This window comes from Pseudotabrizicola sp. (assembly GCF_030684215.1).
Lineage (GTDB): Bacteria > Pseudomonadota > Alphaproteobacteria > Rhodobacterales > Rhodobacteraceae > Pseudotabrizicola.
The window spans coordinates 110,200-134,007 of record NZ_JAUXOV010000065.1 but is presented as its reverse complement, the minus strand read 5'-3'; the positions used below and the strand labels follow the sequence as shown (position 1 = coordinate 134,007).

Annotated in this window: 24 protein-coding genes and 1 tRNA gene; 11 read left to right on the top strand and 14 right to left on the bottom strand. The window is 59.3% G+C overall.

The features are described from left to right. The first annotated feature begins 5 nt into the window (after positions 1 to 5). Both Q8K08_RS13505 and Q8K08_RS13500 read left to right on the top strand, forming a co-directional pair. Complete coding sequence (locus tag Q8K08_RS13505) at positions 6 to 806, top strand: enoyl-CoA hydratase (protein WP_305250373.1); 801 nt, start codon at positions 6 to 8, stop codon at positions 804 to 806. Between the two features lie 4 nt (positions 807 to 810). Further along, positions 811 to 2,445 (top strand): acyl-CoA synthetase, encoded by a 1,635-nt coding sequence (locus Q8K08_RS13500; RefSeq protein ID WP_305250372.1) that lies wholly within the window; start codon positions 811 to 813, stop codon positions 2,443 to 2,445. Between the two features lie 543 nt (positions 2,446 to 2,988). Here Q8K08_RS13500 and Q8K08_RS13495 read toward each other — a convergent pair. Beyond that, positions 2,989 to 3,747, bottom strand: coding sequence for a trypsin-like peptidase domain-containing protein (locus Q8K08_RS13495; protein WP_305250371.1), 759 nt, complete (start codon positions 3,745 to 3,747; stop codon positions 2,989 to 2,991). A gap of 610 nt (positions 3,748 to 4,357) precedes the next feature. Here Q8K08_RS13495 and Q8K08_RS13490 point away from each other — a divergent pair. Both Q8K08_RS13490 and Q8K08_RS13485 read left to right on the top strand, forming a co-directional pair. After that, on the top strand, positions 4,358 to 4,750 hold the full coding sequence (locus tag Q8K08_RS13490) for a hypothetical protein (protein ID WP_305250370.1): 393 nt from the start codon (positions 4,358 to 4,360) through the stop codon (positions 4,748 to 4,750). A 206-nt stretch (positions 4,751 to 4,956) separates the two neighbouring features. Beyond that, complete coding sequence (locus Q8K08_RS13485) at positions 4,957 to 5,190, top strand: hypothetical protein (protein ID WP_305250369.1); 234 nt, start codon at positions 4,957 to 4,959, stop codon at positions 5,188 to 5,190. Between the two features lie 171 nt (positions 5,191 to 5,361). Here the strand turns inward: Q8K08_RS13485 and Q8K08_RS13480 are convergent, their stop codons facing one another. The 9 genes from Q8K08_RS13480 to Q8K08_RS13440 all read right to left on the bottom strand — a co-directional run bounded on the left by Q8K08_RS13480 (position 5,362) and on the right by Q8K08_RS13440 (position 12,621). Beyond that, positions 5,362 to 6,693, bottom strand: coding sequence for a hypothetical protein (locus tag Q8K08_RS13480; protein ID WP_305250368.1), 1,332 nt, complete (start codon positions 6,691 to 6,693; stop codon positions 5,362 to 5,364). Positions 6,694 to 6,862: 169 nt separating this feature from the next. Beyond that, positions 6,863 to 7,042, bottom strand: coding sequence for a hypothetical protein (locus tag Q8K08_RS13475; protein ID WP_305250367.1), 180 nt, complete (start codon positions 7,040 to 7,042; stop codon positions 6,863 to 6,865). Between the two features lie 233 nt (positions 7,043 to 7,275). Then, positions 7,276 to 7,656, bottom strand: coding sequence for a hypothetical protein (locus Q8K08_RS13470; protein WP_305250366.1), 381 nt, complete (start codon positions 7,654 to 7,656; stop codon positions 7,276 to 7,278). Between the two features lie 70 nt (positions 7,657 to 7,726). Continuing rightward, the gene (locus Q8K08_RS13465; RefSeq protein ID WP_305250365.1) at positions 7,727 to 8,047 is read right to left on the bottom strand and encodes a hypothetical protein; all 321 of its coding nucleotides are present in this window, start codon (positions 8,045 to 8,047) and stop codon (positions 7,727 to 7,729) included. A 97-nt stretch (positions 8,048 to 8,144) separates the two neighbouring features. Next, positions 8,145 to 8,417, bottom strand: a complete 273-nt coding sequence (locus Q8K08_RS13460; RefSeq protein ID WP_305250364.1) for an AlpA family transcriptional regulator — start codon at positions 8,415 to 8,417, stop codon at positions 8,145 to 8,147. A gap of 57 nt (positions 8,418 to 8,474) precedes the next feature. Further along, positions 8,475 to 9,065, bottom strand: a complete 591-nt coding sequence (locus tag Q8K08_RS13455) for a hypothetical protein (protein WP_305250363.1) — start codon at positions 9,063 to 9,065, stop codon at positions 8,475 to 8,477. Between the two features lie 95 nt (positions 9,066 to 9,160). Then, positions 9,161 to 10,333 carry a site-specific integrase gene (locus Q8K08_RS13450; RefSeq protein ID WP_305250362.1) on the bottom strand — a complete coding sequence of 391 codons (1,173 nt, stop codon included), beginning with the start codon at positions 10,331 to 10,333 and terminating at the stop codon, positions 9,161 to 9,163. Between the two features lie 143 nt (positions 10,334 to 10,476). Beyond that, positions 10,477 to 10,553, bottom strand: a tRNA-Met gene (locus Q8K08_RS13445). 49 nt (positions 10,554 to 10,602) lie between these two features. Then, on the bottom strand, positions 10,603 to 12,621 hold the full coding sequence (locus Q8K08_RS13440; protein ID WP_305250361.1) for a hydantoinase/oxoprolinase family protein: 2,019 nt from the start codon (positions 12,619 to 12,621) through the stop codon (positions 10,603 to 10,605). A 316-nt stretch (positions 12,622 to 12,937) separates the two neighbouring features. Between Q8K08_RS13440 and Q8K08_RS13435 the strand changes: the two genes are divergently transcribed. Next, a complete protein-coding gene (locus tag Q8K08_RS13435) occupies positions 12,938 to 14,074 on the top strand; it encodes a lytic murein transglycosylase (protein ID WP_304803851.1) in 1,137 nt (378 codons plus the stop codon). Between the two features lie 109 nt (positions 14,075 to 14,183). On the opposite strand, the gene Q8K08_RS13430 is transcribed toward Q8K08_RS13435, so the two are convergent. The 3 genes from Q8K08_RS13430 to Q8K08_RS13420 all read right to left on the bottom strand — a co-directional run bounded on the left by Q8K08_RS13430 (position 14,184) and on the right by Q8K08_RS13420 (position 16,599). Continuing rightward, positions 14,184 to 14,894 (bottom strand): hypothetical protein, encoded by a 711-nt coding sequence (locus Q8K08_RS13430; RefSeq protein ID WP_305250360.1) that lies wholly within the window; start codon positions 14,892 to 14,894, stop codon positions 14,184 to 14,186. 316 nt (positions 14,895 to 15,210) lie between these two features. Then, complete coding sequence (locus tag Q8K08_RS13425; RefSeq protein ID WP_304803857.1) at positions 15,211 to 15,552, bottom strand: caspase family protein; 342 nt, start codon at positions 15,550 to 15,552, stop codon at positions 15,211 to 15,213. A 51-nt stretch (positions 15,553 to 15,603) separates the two neighbouring features. Further along, positions 15,604 to 16,599: a P1 family peptidase gene (locus Q8K08_RS13420; protein WP_305250358.1), complete on the bottom strand. Its 996-nt coding sequence runs from the start codon at positions 16,597 to 16,599 to the stop codon at positions 15,604 to 15,606. 95 nt (positions 16,600 to 16,694) lie between these two features. Between Q8K08_RS13420 and Q8K08_RS13415 the strand changes: the two genes are divergently transcribed. From Q8K08_RS13415 to Q8K08_RS13400, 4 genes are all read left to right on the top strand, one after another. Further along, a complete protein-coding gene (locus tag Q8K08_RS13415; RefSeq protein WP_305250357.1) occupies positions 16,695 to 17,393 on the top strand; it encodes an SDR family oxidoreductase in 699 nt (232 codons plus the stop codon). Continuing rightward, the gene (locus Q8K08_RS13410) at positions 17,393 to 17,758 is read left to right on the top strand and encodes a DoxX family protein (protein WP_305250356.1); all 366 of its coding nucleotides are present in this window, start codon (positions 17,393 to 17,395) and stop codon (positions 17,756 to 17,758) included. The genes Q8K08_RS13415 and Q8K08_RS13410 overlap by 1 nt, the downstream gene beginning before the upstream one ends. Before the next feature lie 102 nt (positions 17,759 to 17,860). Continuing rightward, positions 17,861 to 18,703, top strand: coding sequence for a glutathione-dependent disulfide-bond oxidoreductase (gene yghU, locus Q8K08_RS13405; protein WP_305250355.1), 843 nt, complete (start codon positions 17,861 to 17,863; stop codon positions 18,701 to 18,703). A gap of 240 nt (positions 18,704 to 18,943) precedes the next feature. After that, positions 18,944 to 20,152 (top strand): aminopeptidase P family protein, encoded by a 1,209-nt coding sequence (locus tag Q8K08_RS13400; protein ID WP_305250390.1) that lies wholly within the window; start codon positions 18,944 to 18,946, stop codon positions 20,150 to 20,152. Between the two features lie 66 nt (positions 20,153 to 20,218). Here Q8K08_RS13400 and Q8K08_RS13395 read toward each other — a convergent pair whose 3' ends face one another. Then, positions 20,219 to 20,473: a GlsB/YeaQ/YmgE family stress response membrane protein gene (locus Q8K08_RS13395; RefSeq protein WP_304802579.1), complete on the bottom strand. Its 255-nt coding sequence runs from the start codon at positions 20,471 to 20,473 to the stop codon at positions 20,219 to 20,221. Positions 20,474 to 20,657: 184 nt separating this feature from the next. Here Q8K08_RS13395 and Q8K08_RS13390 point away from each other — a divergent pair, with 184 nt between their 5' ends. Together Q8K08_RS13390 and Q8K08_RS13385 are read left to right on the top strand one after the other, a co-directional pair. Further along, the gene (locus Q8K08_RS13390) at positions 20,658 to 22,826 is read left to right on the top strand and encodes an esterase-like activity of phytase family protein (protein WP_305250354.1); all 2,169 of its coding nucleotides are present in this window, start codon (positions 20,658 to 20,660) and stop codon (positions 22,824 to 22,826) included. 140 nt (positions 22,827 to 22,966) lie between these two features. Then, entirely contained in the window at positions 22,967 to 23,797 is an 831-nt protein-coding gene (locus Q8K08_RS13385; protein WP_305250353.1) for a L,D-transpeptidase, read from the top strand. Positions 23,798 to 23,808 lie beyond the last annotated feature (11 nt).

The following is a 23,808-nucleotide window of genomic DNA, read 5'->3' as shown; positions in this document are numbered from 1 at the left end:
CCCCCGTGCAAGACAGCGATATTCTTCTGTCCGATCTTGACGCAGGCGGCATTCTGCGACTGACCCTGAACGATACCCGGCGGCGCAACGCGCTGTCCGAGGCGATGCTGACCAAGCTGGGATCGACCTTTGCCGAAGCGGCGACCAATCCTGCGGTGCGGGTGGTTGTTCTGGCAGCCCATGGCCCGGCCTTTTGCGCGGGCCATGACCTGAAGGAATTGACCGCAGGCCGCACCGCCCCTGATGGTGGCAAGGCGTTCTTTGCCAAAATCATGGCGCTGTGTTCGGGCGTGATGCAGGCCATCGTGACCTGTCCCAAGCCCGTGATTGCCGAAGTGACAGGCATTGCCACAGCGGCAGGCTGCCAACTGGTCGCCAGTTGTGATCTGGCCATCGCCGCGATCGACGCGCGCTTCAGCACCCCCGGTGTGCATATCGGTTTGTTTTGCTCGACCCCGATGGTCGCCTTGTCGCGCAACGTCGCCAACAAGCACGCGATGGAAATGCTGTTGACCGGCGACATGACCTCTGCTGTCCGCGCCGCCGAAATCGGGCTGGTGAACCACGCCGTAGCCCCCGAGGCGGTAACCGAGGCCACGATGGTCATGGCCCGCAAAATTGCCTCGAAGTCCAGCCTCACGCTGGCCACCGGCAAGCGCGCTTTTTATGAGCAACGCGAAATGCCGCTGGCGCAGGCCTATGACCATGCCTCGGCGGTGATGGTGGAAAACATGCTGGCCCGTGATGCGGTCGAAGGGATCGGGGCCTTCATCGAGAAACGCAGTCCCAAATGGCAGGACGGTTAAGGCCATGGCCCAAAACCCCTATAACACCGACCTAGACCGTAATCCGGCGAACTTTCAGCCGCTGACCCCGCTGACCTTTCTGGAGCGCGCGGCAAGCGTGTTTCCCGACCATACCGCCATCATCCACGGGGCGCTGCGGCGCAGTTATGCGGCATTTTACGCGCGGTCGCGGCAACTGGCCTCGGCGCTGGCGCAGGCAGGAATTGGACGCGGCGATACAGTGTCGGCGATGCTGGCCAATACCCCCGCGATGCTGGAATGCCATTACGGTGTGCCGATGTGCGGCGCGGTGCTGCACTCCATCAACACCCGGCTTGATCCGGCAATCATCGCGTTGCAACTGGATCACGCCACAGCGCGGGTGGTGATCGTTGACCGCGAATTCATGCCCCTGATGCGCCAAGCGTTGGCACTGGCGTCGGTTGCTCCGCTGGTTATTCAATATGATGATCCCGAGTATGATGCGCCGGAAGCCCCCACCGATGTGCAGGATTATGACGATTTCGTGGCCACCGGCGACCCGGCTTTTGCATGGCTGATGCCAACAGATGAATGGGACGCAATCTCGATCAACTATACCTCTGGCACGACGGGCGACCCCAAGGGCGTGGTGTCGCATCACCGGGGCGCCTATCTGTTGGCGCAGGGCAATGCTCTGACGACATCAATGCAGAAACACGCGGTCTATCTGTGGACGCTGCCGATGTTTCACTGCAACGGCTGGTGCTTTCCATGGACGATGTCGGCCATCGTAGGCACCCATGTCTGCCTGCGTCAGGTGCGGGCGGAACCGATCTGGGCCGCGCTGGCTGATCTGGGCGTCACCCACCTGTGCGGTGCGCCCATCGTCATGTCTCTGATGATCTCGGCCCCTGACGCAGAAAAGCGTGACCTTGGCCGGACCGTGCAGTTTTTCACCGCCGCCGCCCCGCCGCCAGAATCCCTGCTGGCCGAGATGAAGACCGCAGGCTTTGATGTGACCCATCTTTACGGTCTGACCGAAACCTACGGCCCGTCCATCGTCAACGACTGGCATGAAAGCTGGTCTACCCTGCCAGCCGCCCAGCAAGCTGCGCTGAAGGCCCGCCAAGGCGTGCGCTATCTGCCGTTGGAGCAGGTGGATGTGCTGGACCCCGAAACCCTGCAGCCCGTGCCGCGCGACGGGCTGACGATGGGCGAGGTGATGTTTCGCGGCAATGTCGTGATGAAGGGCTATTTCCGAAACCCGAAGGCCACAGCCGAGGCCTTTGCGGGCGGTTGGTTCCATTCCGGCGATCTGGGAGTGATGCACCCCGACGGCTATCTGCAACTGAAAGACCGCTCAAAAGACATTATCATCTCGGGTGGCGAGAACATCTCGTCGATCGAGGTGGAAGAAGCGCTTTACCGCCACCCCGCCGTGGCCGTGGTCGCCGTGGTGGCCATGCCGCATGACAAATGGGGCGAGACTCCTTGCGCCTTTGTCGAACTGGTGGCGGGCCAGACCGCCGATGCCGACGAGTTGCGCACATGGTGCCGGACCCATCTTGCCGCCTACAAGGTGCCGGGGAAATTCGTGTTCATGGCGGTGCCAAGAACATCAACCGGAAAGATCCAGAAATTTTTCCTCCGCGCAGAGGCCCAGAAGTATTCAAGCTGAAACCTTCGCGGACCGGGCTGATACACTGAAACAGCCGCAAGTATCTTGCTGCGTCAGTTGCGGGCCAACGTCAGGTCTGGCCCGGCAGGGCCCGCGAAAGACGAAAACTGCGTGTCGAGAAAGGCTTGAATATGCAGGCAGTTTCATGGCTCGCGTGCTCCACTCTGTGTCACACATAAGAGCCGTTAGGCCAAGCCATTGATCTAGCTGTAATTGGTGGCGAGGGGGGCAACCAAGGTCTTCCCTCAGTTATCTGATTTTATTGTATTTTTTACTATCACGGACGGATTGTCCCATCATTCTTACCATCATTCGGCAAAAATATGGGGGAATGGTCAGCCTTCACCGTGACAGTTCCCCTACCCAACGACAGTTTGGGTGAGCCCATTGCGGACGTTTATCAGTTAAGGCCGCCGTGGATCTGACGACGGTAGCTTCGAAAACTAACGCTGCGGACATCAGTGGATTCATGATGGTGCTGAAAGCCGAAACATGCTTTTTGAGTGATCATAGCTCTTATACTGATGCTGCTGCCCACCGCTCTCAATAAGACTGACCCAAAGTAGCGCCAAGTGTGGCCCCATTTAAGACACTTGGACGCCAATCGAGCAGGGGGAAAAGTGCCTCTGCAAGACCAAACTGCACAATCCGAACCCGTCGCTCGAAGTATCGGGAGCCATCGCTTTTCACTTCTGTGTATTCGTCCTCTATTTGTTCTGACCTAAACGCGCCAACGCACACACCGATCACACTTAGATGACCATCTCGACCGGGGACACATAAAGGTGCTCCACTCATGCCTGGACTCGGAGAAAAACTGAGTTCAAAGCCATCAGATCGAGGCGCAAGATGCAAGTCGCCGGGCCTAATTAATCGCTGAACTATCCCCTTGAATGCTCGTATGGGCGTTTTTATTCCAACTTCATCGCGCACGAATGCGTCCTCTGGGTAGCCTGCAGTCAAGACTTCCCGCCAAACAGTATGTTGGCGCGTATCAATCCTATACATACTGTCGCAGCGGTACGCTGTTCGGCCTATCCCGATGTCTTGGCCGTTTGGTGCAAGTTCGTATTCTAGAATAGGTGAAGTGGTTCTTTTTCCCGCCTCGGTAACTGCGAAGATCACCGGCTCGCAACCTGAAGCCTTGGACGTTTGAGCGGCTTCCAAAACATGCCTTGCGGTGAGAAATAAACCGCTATCACCAATCAGAAAAGCTGTTCCGTGAAGAAGCTCAATATGGGGAGTTCCGTCTTTATCAACCTTTGAGGAAACTACCCTCAATAGATCACTCTGCAAATACATGTTAATTCACTCGCCAAATTCTGTAGGATGCTGACGCGAAGGAGGCCGCGCGACAGCGGATTCGCGAACCAGATGGTAAACGTCCATGAGTTTCGTTCCGCCCAAAAACAAGCGATTTCCTCGCAAGAGCCAATCTGCCCGACTGCGACAAAAACTGTCAGAGTAAGACAGCCCAACCTTGACCGTAGCGAGCGCTAAGTCAACTGTGCGAATATTCATGCTTTGTTGGGCAAGCGGCTGCTCCTCGCCCTAATTGTCGGTTATGCTGCGAGGGTGAAGGGCATCTGGTGGCTGGTACGAACGACCGCTTCGTCCCGCATAGCTGACCGTCGCGACCTCGTAGCTAGGGAGCGGGTATTTTGTGTCAGGTGGCGAACACTAGGGGCGTTGACGGGCCGCTACAGAGACGGACGGCGACATCTAGGGCAGTGCAACCCGCTGCGCCACCAATGGAAAAACACTTTGAGTGCACGCATGCATTCTGTAGGTCCACCGCACGGACAACTCCCATGCAAGGTGAATGGAGCTTGAAAACTCACAACAATACCTCCAAGCTCAGTGTCGCAGCTTTGGTCCGGCTGTCTGAACGAAGCTTGCCAAAACCAACGCGGTGGGCAGACAAATAATTACAGCGTGGGGATCGCTCGAATTGACTGCGAAGAAATGGAACTGGAGCCGAGATGTTCTAGAAGTTCAAGGTCTTGATTACAAAGGCCCACAAACAGAGCAGGAAGTTCGTGGGCTTGCTGGTTTTTGTATGCTTCGACGCGATCAAAAGTGCCTCAAGGAGTTGCGTGCGTATGTGCATGATGAATGGGGCGACGAAAAGCAGCAGTATTATCTGCTCGATTTTTTAGATTGTACGATTGACTATACTGATTTCCTTCTGGAAAAAATTGACAGCCTAGAACGACGTCAGAAAAAATCAAATACCATACTTCTGCCTCTTTCTATTGTTGGGCTTCTTTATCTGATCGCTTTTACTTTTCGAGCCTTGCAGTAAACCAAACGGTCTACCAGCACTTTCCTTTTTGAAATTGATAAGCCGTTAGCGTTCTTAACAGCGTCGCAAAGCCGAACGCACTTCCCGGTCTTTGCCTGAGGCATGCAGGAATGGCACTTGGAATTGGTAGTTGCGGCCGCTACATTCGCCAGATGACATTTTTTCTATTTTATTTTACATTTACATGTACTTAAGCCGAATATGCCATGCCTACCTATATTCAAAATATCCGCGACCTTGAAGATTTTGGTCGCGTTCGCCTCTCGCGCACCTTCTTCATGCGGGACTTCCTTCATAGTGAGATCAGCCAGATGGAGCGCGTGCCCAATCTGCCGGTCCACACCGAGCGCGCCATCTTTGCCGGGCGAATGCTGTGCGAGACCTTGCTCGAACCCCCCCAAGATGCGTTTGGCCGCATCGCGATCCGATCAGCCTACTGATCACCGACCATCAACGCTATCGGCAACCGCAAGGGATAAGTGTCGGACTTGGGCAACCGCAAGCTGCGAAACCGACTCGGGGTCAAAGGCTTACCAGCCCTCAAATGGTTCAAAGGTTCCCTACCCAGCGCGGCCTTTTGCAACGGGTTGCACCACCGGGGACAGGCAGTGTCAGCCGCCTGCCTGCATGACCTGAAACGCAGCTAAGGTTTCCAGAATTCCCTTCTTGTCGCCTGCCGAAAGGGTCGCATCCCGCTTGTATTGCATACCTTCAAAACGAAGGATGGCCTCTTTGCCCTCTGCAAGGCTACGCAGGACGGATAGGTGGTAATCATCAGGGGACACGTCGCGCCATTCCCAGATGGTGGAATGGTTGTCACGCTCAAACGGCCCTGCGATCAGCGGATATTTCACCCCGTCCACCCAAGCCACGACATTTTCAACGAACAGCCAGTCAGAGGCGGCATACTGTACCCGCATCCGCAGCCACGGCTTTTGCCGCTCTTTCGTGCCGATGTACAGGAACGCGGTGGACCTGCTGTTGGTGTATTTCGGCTGGTTCGGGTGGTGCAGCCAAGTGATGCTCTCCACCTTGTCCAGCTTGGGCTTCATGCGTCCGATAGCGGCCTTGGCCTGCTTTTGGATTTGCTGGGCAACGTCATCCACCATTTTCTGATAGGCGGCATTCTCGGGCCGGATCACGGCAAGAAGTTCGTAAATCGACTGCCGAGACTTAAGCACTTCATGCGAAAACGTATCCGCATAGCCCTTAACCTTGACCTCTATTTCGGCACGGAAGGCTTCTGGCACTATGCCGCTTGCGTTCAGGTGCAACATGGTACCACGCGCCAATGCAAACTCAAACTTTTCAATACTCTCGCGGACTGCCGCCAAATCGCGTTCCAGCTTTGTGGCAGCGTCTGCTTCGGCCTTCAGCTTAGCCGCCGCCGCTTTCTCTCGGGCAATGCGTTCGGCCTCTGCCGCCCGTGCCAGTTTTGTGGCTTCGGCTTCTTGCGCCTGACGCTTGGCCTCTTCAGCCATGGCTTGCAGCTTGGCAACCTTTGCCGCCGCCATTTCAGCTTTTGCCGCTGCCGCTTCGGCCATGACTTGATCTGCCTGCGACACCGCGTCTGCAAATGCCTTCAGTTCGGCTTCTGCCTCGCGCGTCATGGTTTCCAATTCGGCCTGCCAAGCTGCCTCGTCGGTCTGCTTCAAAAGGTCCAGGTACCTGTCCGGGTTCGTTGCCCTGAGTTCGGCCATTCGGGCAGGGTCGCGCTTTTCCAGTTCAGTGGAAGACATGCCCAGCGCAAAGAGACCAACAAGGACCAGAACGGTTGCACTGTATGCGCGGTTTCCAAGGCCGATACGCGGGATTGGCTTGAAAACTGACCAGCCCGACACCCCCAGCACTGCCACCGCAAAAATCTGCCCAACGGAAGGGTTGATCACCGTCACCATAGCGGCAAGAAACATAAGGCCGACAACGGCCCCGGTCTTTTTCAATATGTTGGCAAGCACAGCTTCACTCCGAATTGGGAAAGGCCAGCGTGCCCCCGCGCCTTGACCAAAGTTTGACGCAATCATGGCAGGCCGTCCAAATGGTAAACGGCAGGGACTGTGCCTGCCGTCTATCACGGTGCAACCCGTTGCAAAGTTTGGACCGTGGGTCGGCCTATCGCTGAAATGGGGTTTCCCCTTTGGCAAACAGCTTTGCGACAAACGCCCGGTCGGTTTCGTCTTGGTTCAACACGGCCTCCACCAGTTTCCGTTCGCTTTCCGCCACTTCGTCCGGGGTCGGAATGCGCAGATTGGGCAATTCAGCCATCTTTGCCATCTCGTCATCATCGCTCATATCAGCTTCCTTTGTGATTTCACGCGCGGGGAAAATCCCGAAAAATTTTCCCCCGGAAAGGCTCCAGATCAAAGCGTTTTGCGTGATCTGGAGTAGTTATTAGAGGTCTTTAACTACTGTATTCGCACTACAGTATTCACTCTGCCACCGTGGCAGTTTGCGCCTGCCTGACTGGCAGAACCACTCTGCCACCGTGGCAGTGCCTGACTGGCAGTTTGCAGGCAGATTTTGCTTTATTTCCATGGTGCAAACCCCAAGTCCAACCCCACCAAGGTTCGGTCGTGGGTGCGCTTGCGGAACAGAAGCCCAACGTCTTCCATGGACTTCAGCGTGCGGAAATAGGTGCGGTCAGGCAGGCCAACGCCGGAATAGTCGTCGGTGCCGTGCAACACGTTGGCACTGGACGCGACGAAAAAGGACGTGCCCCACCCCACCGAACGGTCCAGCACATAAAACGCGACTGACAGTTCCTGCACGGTCAGGTGCCGCCGCCAAACTCGGCTCAGGTACTGGTAGACCAACAATTTTTCCAGCGGGGACACCGCAACCCGCGCCTTCATCTTCTTCTCAATTTTGGCGACGGCCTTCTGCAAGTCTTCGCTGGGCTGGGGCATCCTCAGTTTTCGAAGGGCCTCTTCTTTGCAACGGGTTGCATCAAGTTTGATTTGGGGAAGGTGCTTGGCTTCATTCATGGCACGCCTCTCCCGTCTTCGCCGCATGGTCCACGGGCACGACTTTGCCTTTCAGAACGTATCTGCCATGGGTGCCGGGGAACGGCCCACCATGTTCGACACGCACGGTTTCAATCGGCACGCCTGCAACGCGCAGCCGCCGCACATAGTCCGACACCCGCGCGCCCGGTGCATCCTTGCTGGTAAAGCCCTCATTCCGGGCTTTCAACAGCTTGTCCAGCATCCACGCTATGCGCCCCCGTACAGACAGTTCGAAGGGTTCGCCCTCGGGCGGATAGATTTTGAACAGCGACGGAACGTGATTTCTTGTCATCTTCTGACCTCATGCTTGAACACGCGGACAGGCAGAGTTATCCCTTGGGAGCAAAGCGAAGAGATAAGGCCCCTGCCCGAATGTGGGTGGGGGCTTTTCAGTGTGTAGTGTCGCGCTGGGCTTCTGCCGCCGCAATGCAGGCTTGGATTTCGTCCAGCTTCCACCGGGTCACGCCGCCGATGCGGATAGGTTGCGGGATTTTCCCTTCCTTTGCCCAGCGCCAAACGGTTGAAACGCCGCACCTGAAGTGAGACGCAACTTCATCCACTGTGAACAAAGCCTTTGCTTCATCCCCAAGCGCGATGGGTCTTGCGTGCACTTCGTCAATCTTCGTTGTCGAAAGCAATTGTCTCTTGGACATTTTCTGCATCCTGATTCGTTTCAGATGCAGACATCTTGTCTCTATCAATACTTCCGATCAGGTCGCTTATTGGTTGTTCAATAAATGCCCGTCCATCAAAGATTTGACCTTGCGGAACTCCTCCGCAATTCTTCGGTTTACCACGATAGAGCGGACGTCATTTGAACTCAGCCGAAAGGAAGGTCTTTTTCCGGTGGCTTCAGAATATTCTAATGCAGACCGTTCGGATGCCTTAGCCACAATTTCACAGGCGCTTGGACGCGCCGCAGAGTTTTGGCTTTTCTCGGCATTGTGCGTCTTGTGAAGACCAGTCTTTTCACTCACATGGTGCACTAGCCGAGTGATCAGAATGTTCCTCTCTGTATCGTAGCGCCTTGTTCTTTTTTTGGGGCATTCAATCTTTCCGGCTATTATGTCTGCCGAAAACTGCAAGACAGGTGCTGGAATATTCACCCCAAATCGCAACCAGTTTTCCGAAACGGCACAGAAAAAATCATAGGCTTCCGCATCCCGAACAGAGTAATCCTTCAACTCTGTCCAGCCCTCGGGTGTTGCTTCAAACAACCAGACCCAAGATTTTCCATCGGCAGACGGAAGGCAATTGTCAAACACCGGACGCCCAACGTGCAACTTCCAGAAAAGCCGTTCGGCGGTCAAACCCCACTTATACCGTGGTTGCCTTTCGATATGTCGAAAGACTGCCGTCACTTCTTCTATCGCTTCGTCTATGGACCAAGTCGGGTTCACTTGAATTACGCCCGCACCAACTGGACCACTTTTCCGGCCTTCCCGGTGGCGTACTGCGCCCAAGCCTCCATCAGGTGCCGCCGCCGTTCGAACAGGTCTGAACGGGCGTAGGCACGCTCTACGCGGTTGCCCAGCGCGTGCGACAGTGCCGCCTCGGCCACTTCACGGTCTGCATGGGCGCTTTCGCTGCACCAGTCGCGGAAGGTGGACCGGAAGCCGTGGGTGGTCATGCTCGTGCGCTTCATTCGGTCCATCAAGGCTTTGAAGACCATGTCCGACATGGGGCGGCTTTCCCCCAACTTGGTCTTGCTCACGCTCGGAAAGATCAAATCTGCATCAAGGCCCTTCACAGCTTCCAACACCGCCAACGCCTCGTCGGTCAGGGGAACACGGTGCGGCTTGCCTGATTTCATCCGTTCGGCAGGCACGGTCCAGACACCGTCTTCAATCTCGGCCCAACGTGCACCGCGAACTTCACCGGAACGGGAAGCCGTGAAAATGATGAACTCTAGCGCCCGTGCCGAAGTGCCTTCTCTGTCAGCCAATTCGGCCATAAACGCGGGCAAATCCTGCCAAGGCAATGCGGCCATATGCTCGGCCTCCACCCTGACCATGGGCAATGCCTTTTTCAGGCCGTTGACCGGGTTTTCATGGGGGAAGTGCCCAGCGCCCTTTGCCCAGTCAAAAATGGTTGCCAAACGCTGTTTGACGCGGGTCGCGGTGTCGTGCTTTTCGGTCCAGATGGGTTCAAGCACTTTATGAATGTCGGCAGGACCGATTGTTGCGATGGGGCGCTTTGCCAAGGTGGGGAAGGCAAACCGTTCCATGGACCCCAGCCAGATTTGCGCCGTCCGGGCGTTTCGCCAAGTCGGCATCAGGGACTTGTGCACCCTCAGTGTCGCCGCTTCAAATGTCAGGTGCTCACGCTTGCGCACAGTGTCAGGGTCTTCCCCAGCCCGTGCCATCTTCCGCAAGGCCCGTGCCGCCTCGCGCGCCTCTGCAAGGCTGACAAGCGAAGCTGCACCCAAGCCAAAGTCACGACGACGCCCGAACACCACCGTGCGCAGTATCCATGATTTGCCACCTGTGGGTCCAATGCGCAGGTAGAGGCCGTCACCATCGCTGAACATGCCCGGTTCCGTCAGTGAGTCGATTTTGCGCACGGTCAGCTTTGGCATCGAAAATCTGTCCCATCATTTGTCCCATCATTGAACATGGGATTGGGCGGGACAATTTGGAAGCTGTTGAAACAGAAAATCCCGTCAACGCTCTGTTTCCAAAGGCTTAACGATAGGGTGCGGGATGACATGAAATAAGGAAGTGGTGGCGAGGGGGGGACTCGAACCCCCGACCCCGTGATTATGAGTCACGTGCTCTAACCAGCTGAGCTACCTAGCCACTGGCGCGGGTCGTATTGTGCCCGCCACCGCGCGTCAAGTCCTATTCGTCAGATTTGCGCATCGGCCGTGTGGGCAACGCGGGGGCGGCCGGAGGCGGTGACGCTCAGGACAGCTTCGATGAACATGCGGCGGCCTTCCACCTCGGCTTCGCGAATGTCGCGCGTGCTGGTCAGGTGCAGATCAACCGCCCCGGCGCGCAAGGCACGGGCGGTGGCGTCATCGGTCAAAGAGGCCTGAAGGGCGGCAAGCGCGGCATCGCAATCAGGGAAAACCTCAATTCCACCCGGAAGATGGGCGGCAAACCGGCCCTCGGACGGGCTGGTGACTGTGCCGGTTGCGCGCTGGCTGACCTGCCCCACGACCGCGCCGATGGCATTGGCGACACCGGCATGTTCGGGCAGGATCATCTGGCAGTCCAAACGCTCGCCAACCGCGCCGTAATACGCCGGGGCCGAAGCACCAAGACCGATCACCGACACGCCCAACCGGACCGTCATCTGAATCACACCGCTGTGGCCGCGCAGACCGGCGCGGGTGAGGCTATGGCGGGCCAGAGCTTCGGGGGAGTCATCGGCAAAGGCGGGATCTTCTCCAAAGGCAGCTTCCAGCAGGCAATCGGCGGTCTGGATGGTAAGCTGGTCAATGATCGCCTGCGCCAGTTTGACCGGGTCGGCGGCAAACCGTTCTCCCGCGCCGGTGCGACGACGCCCCAGAAGCTTCAGCGCCTTTTCCGAGGCCGCTGCATCCCACGCATAAAGACGGCCAAGGGCATGGCTGGCATCCGACGGCGTGACGCCCGCGATCATCACCAGCCCGCGCGCGATCAGACGGTCCAGCGCCGCCGCCTCCAGCCGCGAGGTCAGGGCCTGCGACAGTGGCATGGGCTGGGTGATGCGCGCCAAAAGGGTTGCTTCCCGCGCGGTAAGCCCACCCTGTGCACCTTGCATCGGAATGACGAAACGGCCATCATGTTCTCCAGAAACATCACTCGACAGCGCTCGGTCAAGGGCGGCATGGACCATCGCACCATGGTCTTGGGCAAGCAGGGAAACGGGCACCAGCCGGCGTGGGCCTAGGCGGAGGCCGCCCGTCAGCCCTTCGGTGATCAGATGCACCTCGCTGTCGCCACCAAGGCCGGTGGTGCGCATCGCCACCGCCTCGACCATGGTGCGAAACCCGCCCACCCGCGCGCCTTGCGGGTCGATCTCTGGCAAGCCACCGCGCAGCAGGGCAACATCAGTTGTGGTGCCGCCAATGTCGCTGACCAGCGCGTCACTGGCACCGGTCAGCCAGCGCGCGCCCACGATGCTGGCGGCGGGGCCGGACAGGATGGTTTCAATCGGACGCTCACGCACCATGGCGGCAGAAATCAACGCGCCATCACCACGCACCACCATCAGAGGCGCATTGATGCCGATAGCGTCCAGATGCCGCTCACAGGCCGCGACCAAACGGTCGATCATCCCAATCAGCCGGGCATTGAGCACCGCCGTCAACGCGCGCTTGGGGCCGTTGAGGTTGGCGGAAAGCTCATGGCTGCAGGTCACTGGCCGATCGGTGATGCGGCGGATCAGATCACGCGCGGCTATTTCATGTGCGGGGTTGCGGGTGGCAAAGCGTGCGGCGACGGCATAGCCCATCACCTGATCGCCGCTGTCTCGCAGGCTTTGTTCCAGCGCGGCAAGGTCCAGCGCTGCAAGTTCCTGCCCGGCGTGTCCATGTCCGCCTGTCAGGCGCAGGATCGGGTCACCACGCAGCGCCTCGTCCAATCCGGCACGGGCCTCATCGCCTTCGTCAAAGCCGATGAAGACCAACGCCACGCGTCCGCCCTGCCCTTCGACCAGCGCATTGGTGGCCAGAGTCGTGGACAACGAAACGAGCGAGATGTCATTGGCCGCAACACCCGCCGCCGCAAGAGCGGCATCGACAGCGCCACCGATGCCGATGGCCAGATCATTGCGGGTGGTCAGTGCTTTGGCCTTGCCGATGACGCGCGTTGCTGCCTCATCCACGATGACAGCATCAGTATAGGTGCCACCCGTGTCCACGCCCAGAAAATAACCCATCACCTGCCGTCCCTTGTATCGTGAACATCAGCTAGACGGAACGCGCGCAAAGATCATCCCCTGTTGCGACATATGTCGTCGCGGATTGGCCAGAGCAAAGGCTTATCGCTCCAAGTCGGTCGCACTTCGCGAGCGGAGCACGGCCGGAGCGAGAAGCCGCGATTTGCCCTTTGCGCCACTACGCGATAGCTTTGGGCAAAACACGAGGCAAACGATGCGGGCTTTCCTCCTTTTCGGTCTCCTCTGTCTTGCGCAGCCCTTGGCGGCGCAATCGCCCAATACGTCTGAGTCTGAAACCCCTGCACAGAGAATCGAGATGAAACCCATCGGAACCGAACAGGGCTTTGCCGAGTGGCTGACGGCGTTTCGCCCTCGTGCGCAAGACGCAGGGATCGCGTCCGACGTGCTGGACCGTGCCTTGGCACAAGCGCGGTTCAACCCCAAAATCGTCGAGCGTGATCGCAACCAGAGCGAGTTCACCAAGACGATCTGGGAGTATCTGGACACCGCCGTATCCGAGGACCGGGTGGCCAATGGCAAGCGGGCGCTGGCCCGTCACGACGACGTGCTGCGCAGCATCGAGACTGCATATGGCGTTGACCGGCATGTGGTGGCGGCGATCTGGGGGCTGGAATCAGCCTATGGCAGCTTTCGCGGCGACATATCCACGATCGAGGCGCTGGCCACGCTGGCCTATGATGCGCGGCGGGCGGCGTTTTTCGAGGAACAACTGATCGCGGCTCTGAAGATCATCGCGAACGGTGATGTGACAGTGCAGGCGATGCGCGGCAGTTGGGCCGGGGCAATGGGGCATACCCAGTTCATGCCGACAAGCTGGTGGGCACATGCGGTAGACTCTGACGGCGATGGCAAGCGGGATGTCTGGTCAGATGACCCGACCGATGCGCTGGCCTCGGCGGCCGCCTATCTGCAACACTGGGGCTGGACGCCCGGAGCGCTTTGGGGGCTGGAGATCACGCTGCCAGAGGGTTTCGACTATGACCAGACCACCGAGCGTGTGAAAAAGCCAGTGGCTGACTGGCTGGCGATGGGCGTGCGCCCGGTAGGGGGCGGCGATATGCCGGATCACGGCTTGGCCTCGGTCTTGTTGCCGGGGGGGGCACGGGGGGCTGCGTTTCTGATCTTTTCCAACTTTCAGGTAATCGAGCGCTATAATACCGCCGATGCCTATGTCATTGCCATCGGCCATCTGGCCGACCGTTTGCGCGGCGGTCCTGCCATTCAGGCGACATGGCCGCGCGAGCTGCGCGCGCTCCGCCTTGATGAGCGAATGGAATTGCAAGAGCGGCTTGGCGCGGCGGGATTTGACCCACAGGGCGTAGATGGCCGGATCGGGCCGAACACCATTGCAGCCGTCAAGGCGTTTCAGCGCGCGAACGGGCGGGTGCCGGATGGCTATGCCAGTCTGGAAATTCTGCAAGCGCTGCGCTGAGCGGCACTGGTGGTCAGATAGGTCAGCCGCACCCGCGCGGTGGCGCTTTGTGGCGTGCATTCGGGAAAGCGGATCAGAAAGCTTTGCACCGACACCTTGGAGTCCCGGTTCACCGCCCCGCAAGTCGGACTGACACCGACACATGCGCCCGCATCCGGTGCTTATGCGGCCTGCGAGGCGCTGACCGCTCTTGGGCCATCGCATTTTGTGGGGCGCAGCCGGAGTAAAGAAGCAGAAAGCTTTCCAGCGTCAGGCGGGAGGACCGGTCCACCGCAGTCCATGCCGCGCTGACCCCAAGGTAGGCGCGGGCATCGCCCCTTGCTTCGGCCGCAGTGGCGGCGCAGACGGCCCAGCGGTTGGCAAAGGCCTTGACCTTTTCCGGGTCGTCGCGGTCCAGCTTTTGAAGCTCGGCCTCGGCCAGACCGCAGTCACGCGGCGCGTCTTCGGTCAGGGCCTGTGGGGCGGCGACGTCTGCGGGTGGGGGCGTTGCGGCTGATGACACCACAGGCCGAATGCTCGCCAGCTTTGCTTCGGCCAATGCACGCTGCACCTGACACCCCGGATACGCCGCAACAAAGGCGCGCTGGGCGGGCTCTGATCCGGACGTCTCTACATAGGGCCAGAAGCGCGGGCGGCAGCGCAAGGATCGGCATCGGCCGGGTCGGGCAGCGTCACCCTTGGTAAAAAAATCACCATCCAGTTGATCGTAAACTGCCGGAAACTGGGCATGGTTTACCGCCGCCGCCATCGCCCGGACCTCGTGTCGTACCTGTGTCGATATCTCGCGCAAAGACAAGACCGACCCGGTGATCAAAGGCAACAGCGCGCGGGTGAAAACCGAATTCGGGTTGATGTCAGAATTGGAAAGCCGGTCAAGCGCGGTTGCCCACTCCCCGACGGAGTATAGGATACAGGTGCCTTCGGTCGCACTTACCCCGAGCCAGACCGCGCGTGCCGCCTATGCTTTGCATACCCCGATGCGGAAACTGGTTGTCCCGCCACGCATCCAGAATCAACAGGCTCAGACGCGCACCAAGACGCAGAAGGGCATCCACCGGCGCATCAACCGCGATTGACCGGGCGGACAGCACAATTTGTGAACCCGGATCAGCCGCCGGGGTTTTAGCGGGCAAACGTTAGTTCTTGCCGTCGATTTCGACTCCGTGGCCGGCAAAGTACACCACGGCTTCGTCACCCGGTTCGATGCGGGCCGAAAAATCGGCGACGGCTTGAAGGAAGCTGATCTGGTCGGCATCTTCCAGAAGTGTGGTGCTGAACCCCGCGCGGCGCAGTGCCTGATCCATTGCGCGGGCGTCGTTTCGCGCCTTTTGCAGATCATCCAGACGATCATATCTGTCTATTCCGACAAGCAAGGCATGCCGGCCCTCTGCCAACGCCATGCCTGACAGATTTTGCGCAATGGTCCACAAAAATGCCATCACGCTCAATCGAAACAGGATGGCGGCAAAGCGGATCATCCAAACTACATTGTAAATGCACCACAAGCGGAACAGAGAATCAGCGGTGGATCAAGGCGTTTGACCGTGGCCACGCCACACTGGCTGCACATCACCCGGCTGAGGCGTGGCAAGGTAAACGGCACGGGCGATGGCGCGGGCAAGGCAGGTGGTGGCAGCGTGGCCGAGTTGGAAGCTGTCGGTCAGCGGATCGGTCAGCACACGCGCACCGGTGGCGGCGGCAAAGACCAGATCGCCATCAAGCGGAGTGTGCGAGGGCAGTAGGGCGCGGGCCATACCATCATGCGCGGCGATGGCCATGCGTTGGGCCTGCGCCTGCGTCAGCGCGGCATCAGTGGCGACGATGGCGATGGTGGTTGAAAGGCCCGTGCGTTTGCGCGGCAGGGGTGCATCTTGGGGGGGCTGACGCGGGGCGGGGCCAAGGCCGCCAAATTCGTCATCTTCTTCCCACGGGGCGGCCCAGAAGTGGCGGCTGTCACCGGCTGTGGCAGAGCCAAGCGCGTTGACCGCAACCAAGGCACCGACGGTAAGGCCCGAGGGCAGCACGGCAGAGGCTGAGCCGATGCCACCTTTCCAGTTCTGCGTGGTGGCACCGTAGCCTGCGCCTGCGGTGCCCAGCGCGAAATCTGCGGCAGCGGCGTGCAAGGCCGCCGCACCCAATGCAGCATAAGGGTTGCGGGACCATGCCTTGTCGCCACCATTCAGCAGGTCAAACAGGATCGCCCCCGGCACGATCGGCACCCGCTGATCGCCAACCGCAAAGCCGCGCCCCATTAGCCGAAGCGCATCGGCCACACCCGAACAGGCATCGAGGCCAAAGGCAGATCCGCCTGACAGCACCAGCGCATCGACTTGTTGCACCAACCGATCGGGTGCCAGAAGATCCGTCTCTCGCGTTCCGGGCGCACCGCCCATAACATGCACCGCCGCCGTAAAGGGGCGGTCCGCTGTCAGCACCGTAACGCCAGAGCGCAGGGCCGAGTCTTGCGACTGGCCGACACGCAGTCCGTCTACATCGGTGATCAGGTTTCTGGGTCCGGGGCGCATGGGCCAAGGGGGCCGCAAATCGCGGGCTTTGGCAAGACCTTTCACCGCCGCGCGGGGCATGGCAGGGTGCAGCAGAGGGGCACGGGAGAACGCAAATGCAAAAGGTAACGGTTTTAATGGCCGGCGGGTCCGGCATGGGGGCAGCATCGGCGCGCAAGCTGGCTGCTGACGGCTATGCCGTGTCGATCCTGTCTTCATCCGGCAAGGGCGAGGCATTGGCGACAGAACTGGGCGGCGTGGGTGTTACAGGGTCAAATCAGGTGCAGGCCGATGTGGACCGGCTGATCGCCGCCACAATGGAGCGTTTCGGGCCCATTGATGTGCTGGTGAACAGCGCAGGCCATGGGCCACGCGCGCAGCTGGTCGAGATCACCGATGAGGGCTGGCATCAGGGGTTCGAGATCTATTTCCTGTCGGCCGTGCGCCCGATCCGCGCCGTGACCCCGATCATGGCGGCGCAGGGTAAGGGTGCGATTATCAACATCACCACATTCGCCACGTTCGAGCCGGACCCGACCTTTCCCACCAGTGGCGTGGCGCGGGCGGGGCTGGCGGCATTTACAAAACTTTATGCCGATCAATACGCGCCCAAGGGCATTCGCATCAACAATGTGCTGCCCGGTTTCATCGACAGCCTGCCCGAGAAAGAGGCGTTCCGCGCCCGCATCCCGATGGGCCGCTATGGCCGGGTCGAGGAGATTGCGACAACGGTGGCGTTCCTTGCGTCGGACGCGGCGGGGTATATCACCGGGCAGAACCTGCGGGTGGATGGCGGGATTATGCGGTCGGTGTGATGGCGGACTGGCTCAACTTTACCGGACGGGTTCTGATCGCGCTGTTGTTTTTTGGCGGAGCGGTGCAAAAGCTGGCCGATCCGGCGCCGGTGCAGGCGATGCTGGCGGGCGTGGGATTGCCGGGGGCTTTGGCTTGGCCAGTGTCGCTGTTCAACCTGATTGCAGCGCTTGGGTTGGTGCTGGGGCCGCGCGTAGCGCTTTGGGCGGCAGGGCTGGCAGGTTATTGTCTGATGACCAGCTTTTTCCATTGGCAGCTTCGGGCAGACCACTGGCAAGTGACAATCATGGTCAAGAACTGGTCGGTTGCGGGAGGCTTGCTGATTTTGGCCGCGCAGGGGCCGGGGCGACTTGTGATCTGGCGATAACAGCAGGGGCGCACAGTGACCCTGCAACTTGCGGCCATTGCCGACAACGGACCGAGCGCTTAGGTTTTTGTCCAAAGCGCGACCAATCAAATGGGGACCACCATGACCGACACCACCTACGTTCCGCCAAAGGTCTGGACTTGGGACAAAGAAAACGGCGGGCAGTTTGCCAGCACCAACCGGCCGATTGCCGGGGCCACGCATGACAAGGATCTGCCACGCGGAGACCATCCGTTTCAGCTGTATTCACTGGCGACACCGAACGGGGTGAAGGTCACCGTGATGTTCGAGGAACTGCTAGAGGCAGGGCATGCCGCTGAATACGACGCGTGGATCATCAAGATAGGTGATGGCGACCAGTTTGGTTCGGGCTTTACCGCCGCGAATCCCAACTCGAAGATTCCTGCATTGATGGATTACTCGGGCGCTGAACCGCTGCGTGTGTTCGAATCCGGGTCGATCCTGCTGCATCTTGCCGAAAAGTTCGGGGCATTCCTGCCCGCTTCAGGTGCGAGGCGGACTGAAGTGATGAACTGGTTGATGTGGCAGATGGGATCGGCGCCGTTTCTGGGAGGAGGCTTTGGCCACTTCTACGCCTATGCACCAGAGAAGTATGAATACCCGATCAACCGCTATGCAATGGAAACCAAGCGCCAGCTTGACGTGCTGGACCGGCAGCTGGCCGAACATGCCTATGTGGCGGGCGATGACTACAGCATTGCCGATATGGCGATCTGGCCGTGGTATGGCGGGCTGGTGCTGGGCCGGGCCTATAATGCCGCAGAGTTTCTGGATGTGACGTCTTACAAACACGTCATGGCTTGGGCCGAAAAGATTGACGCCCGCCCGGCGGTGACGCGCGGCCGCAAGGTCAACCGCAACTGGGGCGAGCCGCATGAGCAATTGCCAGAGCGCCATTCAGCGGCAGATTTGGACGCGCTGTAACGGCGGGTGGTGGGTGCGGGTACCTCTTTGATGCGTGCAAAAGTACCCGCCCCACCCCACAACCAGCCCCTTGCGGCAATTATCCGGTACGGGCATGATGCGCGCGAGCCGTGGCGATGGCGTCGCCACAAGGAAAATTCTTTCCGCTGCTTGCGGCCTCGCCGCTTTCGTCCTGCACGCCGGGACCTTTCGGGGTTCCGGGCAGTGTGTCCGGCCCCATGATTGAGGTCTGACATGGAACTGATCCGCCCTGAACATTACCGTTTCCACAATGGCGATGCCAAAGATGCGCTGCCCTTTGCGGCTAGCGACTACGAAGACCGTCTCGCCGGTCTGCGCGATATCATGGAACTGCACAGCCTTGATGCAGTGGTGCTGACCAGCATGCACAACGTCGCCTATTACTCAGGCTTTTTGTATTGCACCTTTGGCCGGCCTTATGCCTGTGTCGTCACCAAAACCGACTGCGTCACCGTCAGCGCCGGCATTGATGCGGGCCAGCCGTGGCGCCGGTCTGTGGGCGACAACATCACCTATACCGACTGGACGCGCGACAATTTCTGGCGCGTCGTGTCCAGCATCACCGGAACCGGAAAGGCGGTCGGCTGTGAAGCCGATCATCTGACGATGGAGCGGGCCGAAAAGCTCAACGCTTTCCTGAAGCCGAAGCGCGGCATGGATATCGCCCCCGCAACCATGCAGCAACGGATGATGAAATCACCCGCCGAGATTGCGCTGATCAAGCACGGGGCCAATGTGGCTGATGTGGGCGGCTATGCCATCCGAGAGGCCATTGCAGTTGGGGCGACCGAGTTGGAGATTTCAATAGCGGGCCGCGACGCGATGGAACGCGAGGTTGCCAAGCGATTTCCCGATGCGGAATACCGTGACACCTGGGTCTGGTTCCAGTCAGGGCTGAACACCGATGGCGCACATAACCCGGTGACAAACCGCAAGCTGAAGCGCGGCGATATCCTTAGCCTGAACTGCTTTCCGATGATCTCGGGCTATTACACTGCGCTTGAACGCACGCTGTTTGTGGGTGAGGTGGACGCGGCATCCATGGCAGTGTGGCAGCACAACATCGATGCGCATGAATACGGCATGACGTTGCTGCGGCCCGGTGCGTCTTGTGCCGAGATTACGTCCAAGATCAACACCTTCCTGGCCGAGCGTGACATGCTGCAATACCGGACCTTTGGCTATGGCCACAGTTTCGGCATCCTGTCGCACTACTACGGACGCGAGGCGGCGCTGGAGCTGCGCGAAGATATCGACACAGTGCTGGAACCCGGCATGGTGATTTCAATGGAGCCGATGCTGACCATTCCCCATGGCCAGCCGGGTGCGGGCGGCTACCGCGAGCATGATATCTTTGTCGTGACCGAAGATGCGCCCGAAGACATAACGCACTATCCCTACGGACCAGATTTCAACGTGGTGGGATAAACGAAAAAGGGCAGTAAATGAAAAGGCCGGGGGTCTCCCCGGCCTTTGTCTGTGCTGGCAAAGCGCTCAGGCGCGCTTGATCAGGCGGATCAGGAACAGCAAGATCACAGCGCCAAGCGTGGCCGCGATGATCGAACCGAGGATGCCGCCGCCAAGGCCAAGGCCGATGGCCGGGAACAAAAAGCCAGCGATCAGTGCGCCGACGATCCCGACAACAATGTTGCCCAACAGACCAAAGCCGTAGCCTTTGACGATCTGTCCGGCCAGCCAGCCTGCGATTGCGCCGACGAGCAGAATGATAAGAAGTGATTCAATGGCCATCATAGTCCCTTTCTGACGCCCCGCTTGCGGGGGCTATGCTGACTAACACTTGTGACAGCCAAATGGTTCCCGGCAAAGTTTCGCCGATGCGGAAATTCATGCAACGGTCACACGCTCATCATCAGATCTTGATCTAAGCAGCCCAAGCCTCGGCAGGACTTTTTGACTGAACGAGGATGCCCCCATGCCGATCAAACCCCTTGGCCTAACGTCTGCGCTGGCCATTTTTGCCGCGTTCCCAGCACTGGCTGACATGAACTTCAACCGCATTGCAAGCTTTGCCACGCCTCAGAACATGGCTACGGGCGAAGATGCAGCGCGCGAAACCAGCGCCGAGATCATCTCTGCGTCCGAGGATGGAATGACGTTGGTCTACACCGACAGCCCGTTGGGCGTGGTCGGCCTGATCGACATCAGCGACGCAAGTGCGCCGAAGGCCATGGGCAATATCGACGTGGGTGGTGAGCCAACGACCGCCGTGTTCATCGGCGACAAGATTTTTGCTGGCGTGAACACCAGCGAGAGCTTTACCAACCCGTCGGGCAAGCTGGTGACGATTGATCCGGCCACCCGCAGAATCACTGCTGAATGCGACATCGGCGGCCAGCCGGATGCGGTGGCCAAGGCACCGGACGGGTCATTCCTCGCCATTGCCATCGAGAATGAGCGTGACGAGGATCTGGGCGATGGTGGCTTGCCGCAGATGCCTGCAGGATATGTCGTCAAACTGCCAGTCGTGGACGGTGTGGCTGATTGCGCGGCACAACTGCGCATCAACCTGACCGGGCTGGCCGATATCGCGCCTGAAGATCCAGAGCCGGAATATGTAGATGTGAACGCTGCGGGTGAAATTGTTGTCACCCTGCAGGAAAACAACCACATCGTGGTAATCGGGGCAGATGGCACCGTGACCAGCCATTTCAACGCGGGCGAGTTAGGGGTGTCGGGCATCGACACCAAGCGCGATGGCCGTCTGGACTTTGCTGAAACCAAGGGCGCTGTGCCACGCGAGCCTGATGCAATTGCATGGATCGACGGCGATCATGTCGCAATGGCGAATGAAGGCGACTGGAAGGGTGGCAGCCGCACATGGTCGATTTTCCACAAGGATGGCACGCTGGTCTGGGATTCAGGCGCCTCGCTGGAGCGTGCGATTGCCGAGATCGGCCACTACCCGGAACACCGGAGCCACACCAAGGGCACAGAGCTGGAATCGGTGAAGTTCGACACCTTTGACGGTGTGCCGATGGCGTTCGTGGCGTCCGAACGTGGGTCTGTGATCGCGGTCTATGACCTGACCGACCCGACCAACCCGATCTTGCGCCAGCTGCTGCCGTCGGGCGTGTCGCCCGAAGGCATCGCGACCATCCCGGAGCGCAACCTGCTGATCACCGCAAATGAGGTGGACCTGCGCGCAGATGGTCTCGCCCCGGCGCATGTCATGATCTACGAGCGGACCGAGGCACCCGCCGCCTACCCGATGCTGACCAGCCCAGGGTCTGATCCGCTGATCGGCTGGGGCGCGTTGTCTGGCCTGACCGCGGGCACAGAACCCGGCCAGCTTTATGCCGTGTCTGACAGTGTGTATGGCGCGATGCCACGCATCTACACCATCGACGCCATGCAGACGCCAGCCCGAATTACCGCCGCGCTGGACATCACCCGCGGCGGCCATCCGGCGCAGAAACTTGACATCGAAGGCATCGCGCCCGACGGCAAGGGTGGCTTCTGGCTGGCATCAGAGGGCCGCAGCGACCGTTTGATCCCGCATGCGATCTACAATGTGAACGAGAATGGAGAGATCAAGCAAGAAATAGCCCTGCCCGAAACCCTGCTGCCGCATGAAATCCGGTTCGGATTTGAGGGCATCACCGTGGCCGGTGACTGGCTGTGGATGGCTGTGCAGCGTGAGTGGAAGGACGACCCCAAGGGCATGGCCAAACTGCTGGCCTATAACACAGCCGACAAGACATGGGGGGCGGTGCATTACCCGCTGGACACCCCCACGACGGGCGCATGGATGGGTCTGTCGGAAATCACCCTGCATGGCGATTGGGTCTATATCATCGAGCGGGACAATCAGATCGCAGACAAGGCCGTGACCAAAAAGCTGTACCGCGTGGCAGTGACGGAAATGCAGCCCGCCGAACTGGGCGGCGCCTTGCCGGTTGTGACCAAGGAACTGGTACGCGACTTCCTGCCAGATCTGGCGGTGCTGAACGGCTATATCGTGGACAAGGTCGAAGGCTTTGCCATCGATGCGACCGGGACGGGCTGGGTTGTCACCGACAACGATGGCGTGGCCGACTCGTCCGGCGAGACCCTGTTCTGGTCAATCGGCAAGGTCGAGTGATCATTGCAGGTCACGACTGCTGCATGACAGTGACATGAACACTATATGAGTAAAGACCCGGGAAGGAACTTCTTCCCGGGTCTTTTCGTTAAGCAAGTTCGCATGATAGGTAACAGACGACTCGTTTTATAAGGCTTCACATGTCCTTTGCCCCAATCAACCGCCGCAGCTTTCTTGCCTTGTCTGGTTTTGCCGCCCTTTCCGCCTGTGCGCCCGCCGTGTCGGGGGACAATCAACCCGGACTGTCTGCTAACTACCTGCCAGGATATGGGCCGATCTTTGACAGCGGTTTTTCATTGCCCGGCATTCCCGCCGAATACACGCAAAGCCCGAACCGCCGGATCACTGGTCAATATCTGGGCGAGCAGCCTATTGGCACGATTGACGTCGATCCCTATTCAAAGTTCCTGTATTTCGTACGTGAAGGGTCCAATTCCGTGCGCTACCCCGTTGGGGTCGGCCGCGCCGGTCTGGCCTTTGCCGGGAACGGCACGATCCAGCTAAAGCGCAAATGGCCGGGCTGGACGCCGACACAGAATATGATCCGCCGTGAGCCAAGTGTTTATGGCCCCTTTTCCAGAGGTATTCCGGGCGGCCTGCGTAGCCCCTTGGGTGCGCGGGCGCTGTATCTCTATAAAGGCGGGCGCGACACCTATTTCCGTATCCATGGCACCAATGACATGGAGTCGATCGGGAATTCAGGGTCGGCGGGTTGTATCCGCATGTTCAATCAAGACATCATCGACCTGTTTGAACTGGTGCCGCTGGGTACGCCTGTTCATGTCCGCACCGAAGCCGAAGCCCTGCGAGTTGATCCCGAGAATTTCGGGCGCGGGATCGACCTGCCATCCCGCACCGTTGATCCTGATGTGATCTATGGCCCCAATGCCAACACACAGGCCCCGGTATTTGATGATCCGCGCGATGGCGCGCCGGTCACTGGCGGTGATGGTGACTACGTAACGCTTTGATATGGCGTGCG

What these genes read in the sequence shown, in the direction of transcription:
- Q8K08_RS13465 (WP_305250365.1), bottom strand. Translation starts at nt 8,047, where the DNA reads ATGACAAGAAATCACGTTCCGTCGCTGTTCAAAATCTATCCGCCCGAG.
- Q8K08_RS13385 (WP_305250353.1), top strand. Translation starts at nt 22,967, where the DNA reads ATGTCCTTTGCCCCAATCAACCGCCGCAGCTTTCTTGCCTTGTCTGGT.
- Q8K08_RS13410 (WP_305250356.1), top strand. Translation starts at nt 17,393, where the DNA reads ATGGCGGACTGGCTCAACTTTACCGGACGGGTTCTGATCGCGCTGTTG.
- Q8K08_RS13500 (WP_305250372.1), top strand. Translation starts at nt 811, where the DNA reads ATGGCCCAAAACCCCTATAACACCGACCTAGACCGTAATCCGGCGAAC.
- yghU (WP_305250355.1), top strand. Translation starts at nt 17,861, where the DNA reads ATGACCGACACCACCTACGTTCCGCCAAAGGTCTGGACTTGGGACAAA.
- Q8K08_RS13470 (WP_305250366.1), bottom strand. Translation starts at nt 7,656, where the DNA reads ATGCCCCAGCCCAGCGAAGACTTGCAGAAGGCCGTCGCCAAAATTGAG.
- Q8K08_RS13485 (WP_305250369.1), top strand. Translation starts at nt 4,957, where the DNA reads ATGCCTACCTATATTCAAAATATCCGCGACCTTGAAGATTTTGGTCGC.
- Q8K08_RS13425 (WP_304803857.1), bottom strand. Translation starts at nt 15,552, where the DNA reads ATGATCCGCTTTGCCGCCATCCTGTTTCGATTGAGCGTGATGGCATTT.
- Q8K08_RS13460 (WP_305250364.1), bottom strand. Translation starts at nt 8,417, where the DNA reads ATGCAGAAAATGTCCAAGAGACAATTGCTTTCGACAACGAAGATTGAC.
- Q8K08_RS13475 (WP_305250367.1), bottom strand. Translation starts at nt 7,042, where the DNA reads ATGAGCGATGATGACGAGATGGCAAAGATGGCTGAATTGCCCAATCTG.
- Q8K08_RS13440 (WP_305250361.1), bottom strand. Translation starts at nt 12,621, where the DNA reads ATGGGTTATTTTCTGGGCGTGGACACGGGTGGCACCTATACTGATGCT.
- Q8K08_RS13395 (WP_304802579.1), bottom strand. Translation starts at nt 20,473, where the DNA reads ATGGCCATTGAATCACTTCTTATCATTCTGCTCGTCGGCGCAATCGCA.
- Q8K08_RS13420 (WP_305250358.1), bottom strand. Translation starts at nt 16,599, where the DNA reads ATGCGCCCCGGACCCAGAAACCTGATCACCGATGTAGACGGACTGCGT.
- Q8K08_RS13495 (WP_305250371.1), bottom strand. Translation starts at nt 3,747, where the DNA reads ATGTATTTGCAGAGTGATCTATTGAGGGTAGTTTCCTCAAAGGTTGAT.
- Q8K08_RS13435 (WP_304803851.1), top strand. Translation starts at nt 12,938, where the DNA reads ATGAAACCCATCGGAACCGAACAGGGCTTTGCCGAGTGGCTGACGGCG.
- Q8K08_RS13450 (WP_305250362.1), bottom strand. Translation starts at nt 10,333, where the DNA reads ATGCCAAAGCTGACCGTGCGCAAAATCGACTCACTGACGGAACCGGGC.
- Q8K08_RS13415 (WP_305250357.1), top strand. Translation starts at nt 16,695, where the DNA reads ATGCAAAAGGTAACGGTTTTAATGGCCGGCGGGTCCGGCATGGGGGCA.
- Q8K08_RS13390 (WP_305250354.1), top strand. Translation starts at nt 20,658, where the DNA reads ATGCCGATCAAACCCCTTGGCCTAACGTCTGCGCTGGCCATTTTTGCC.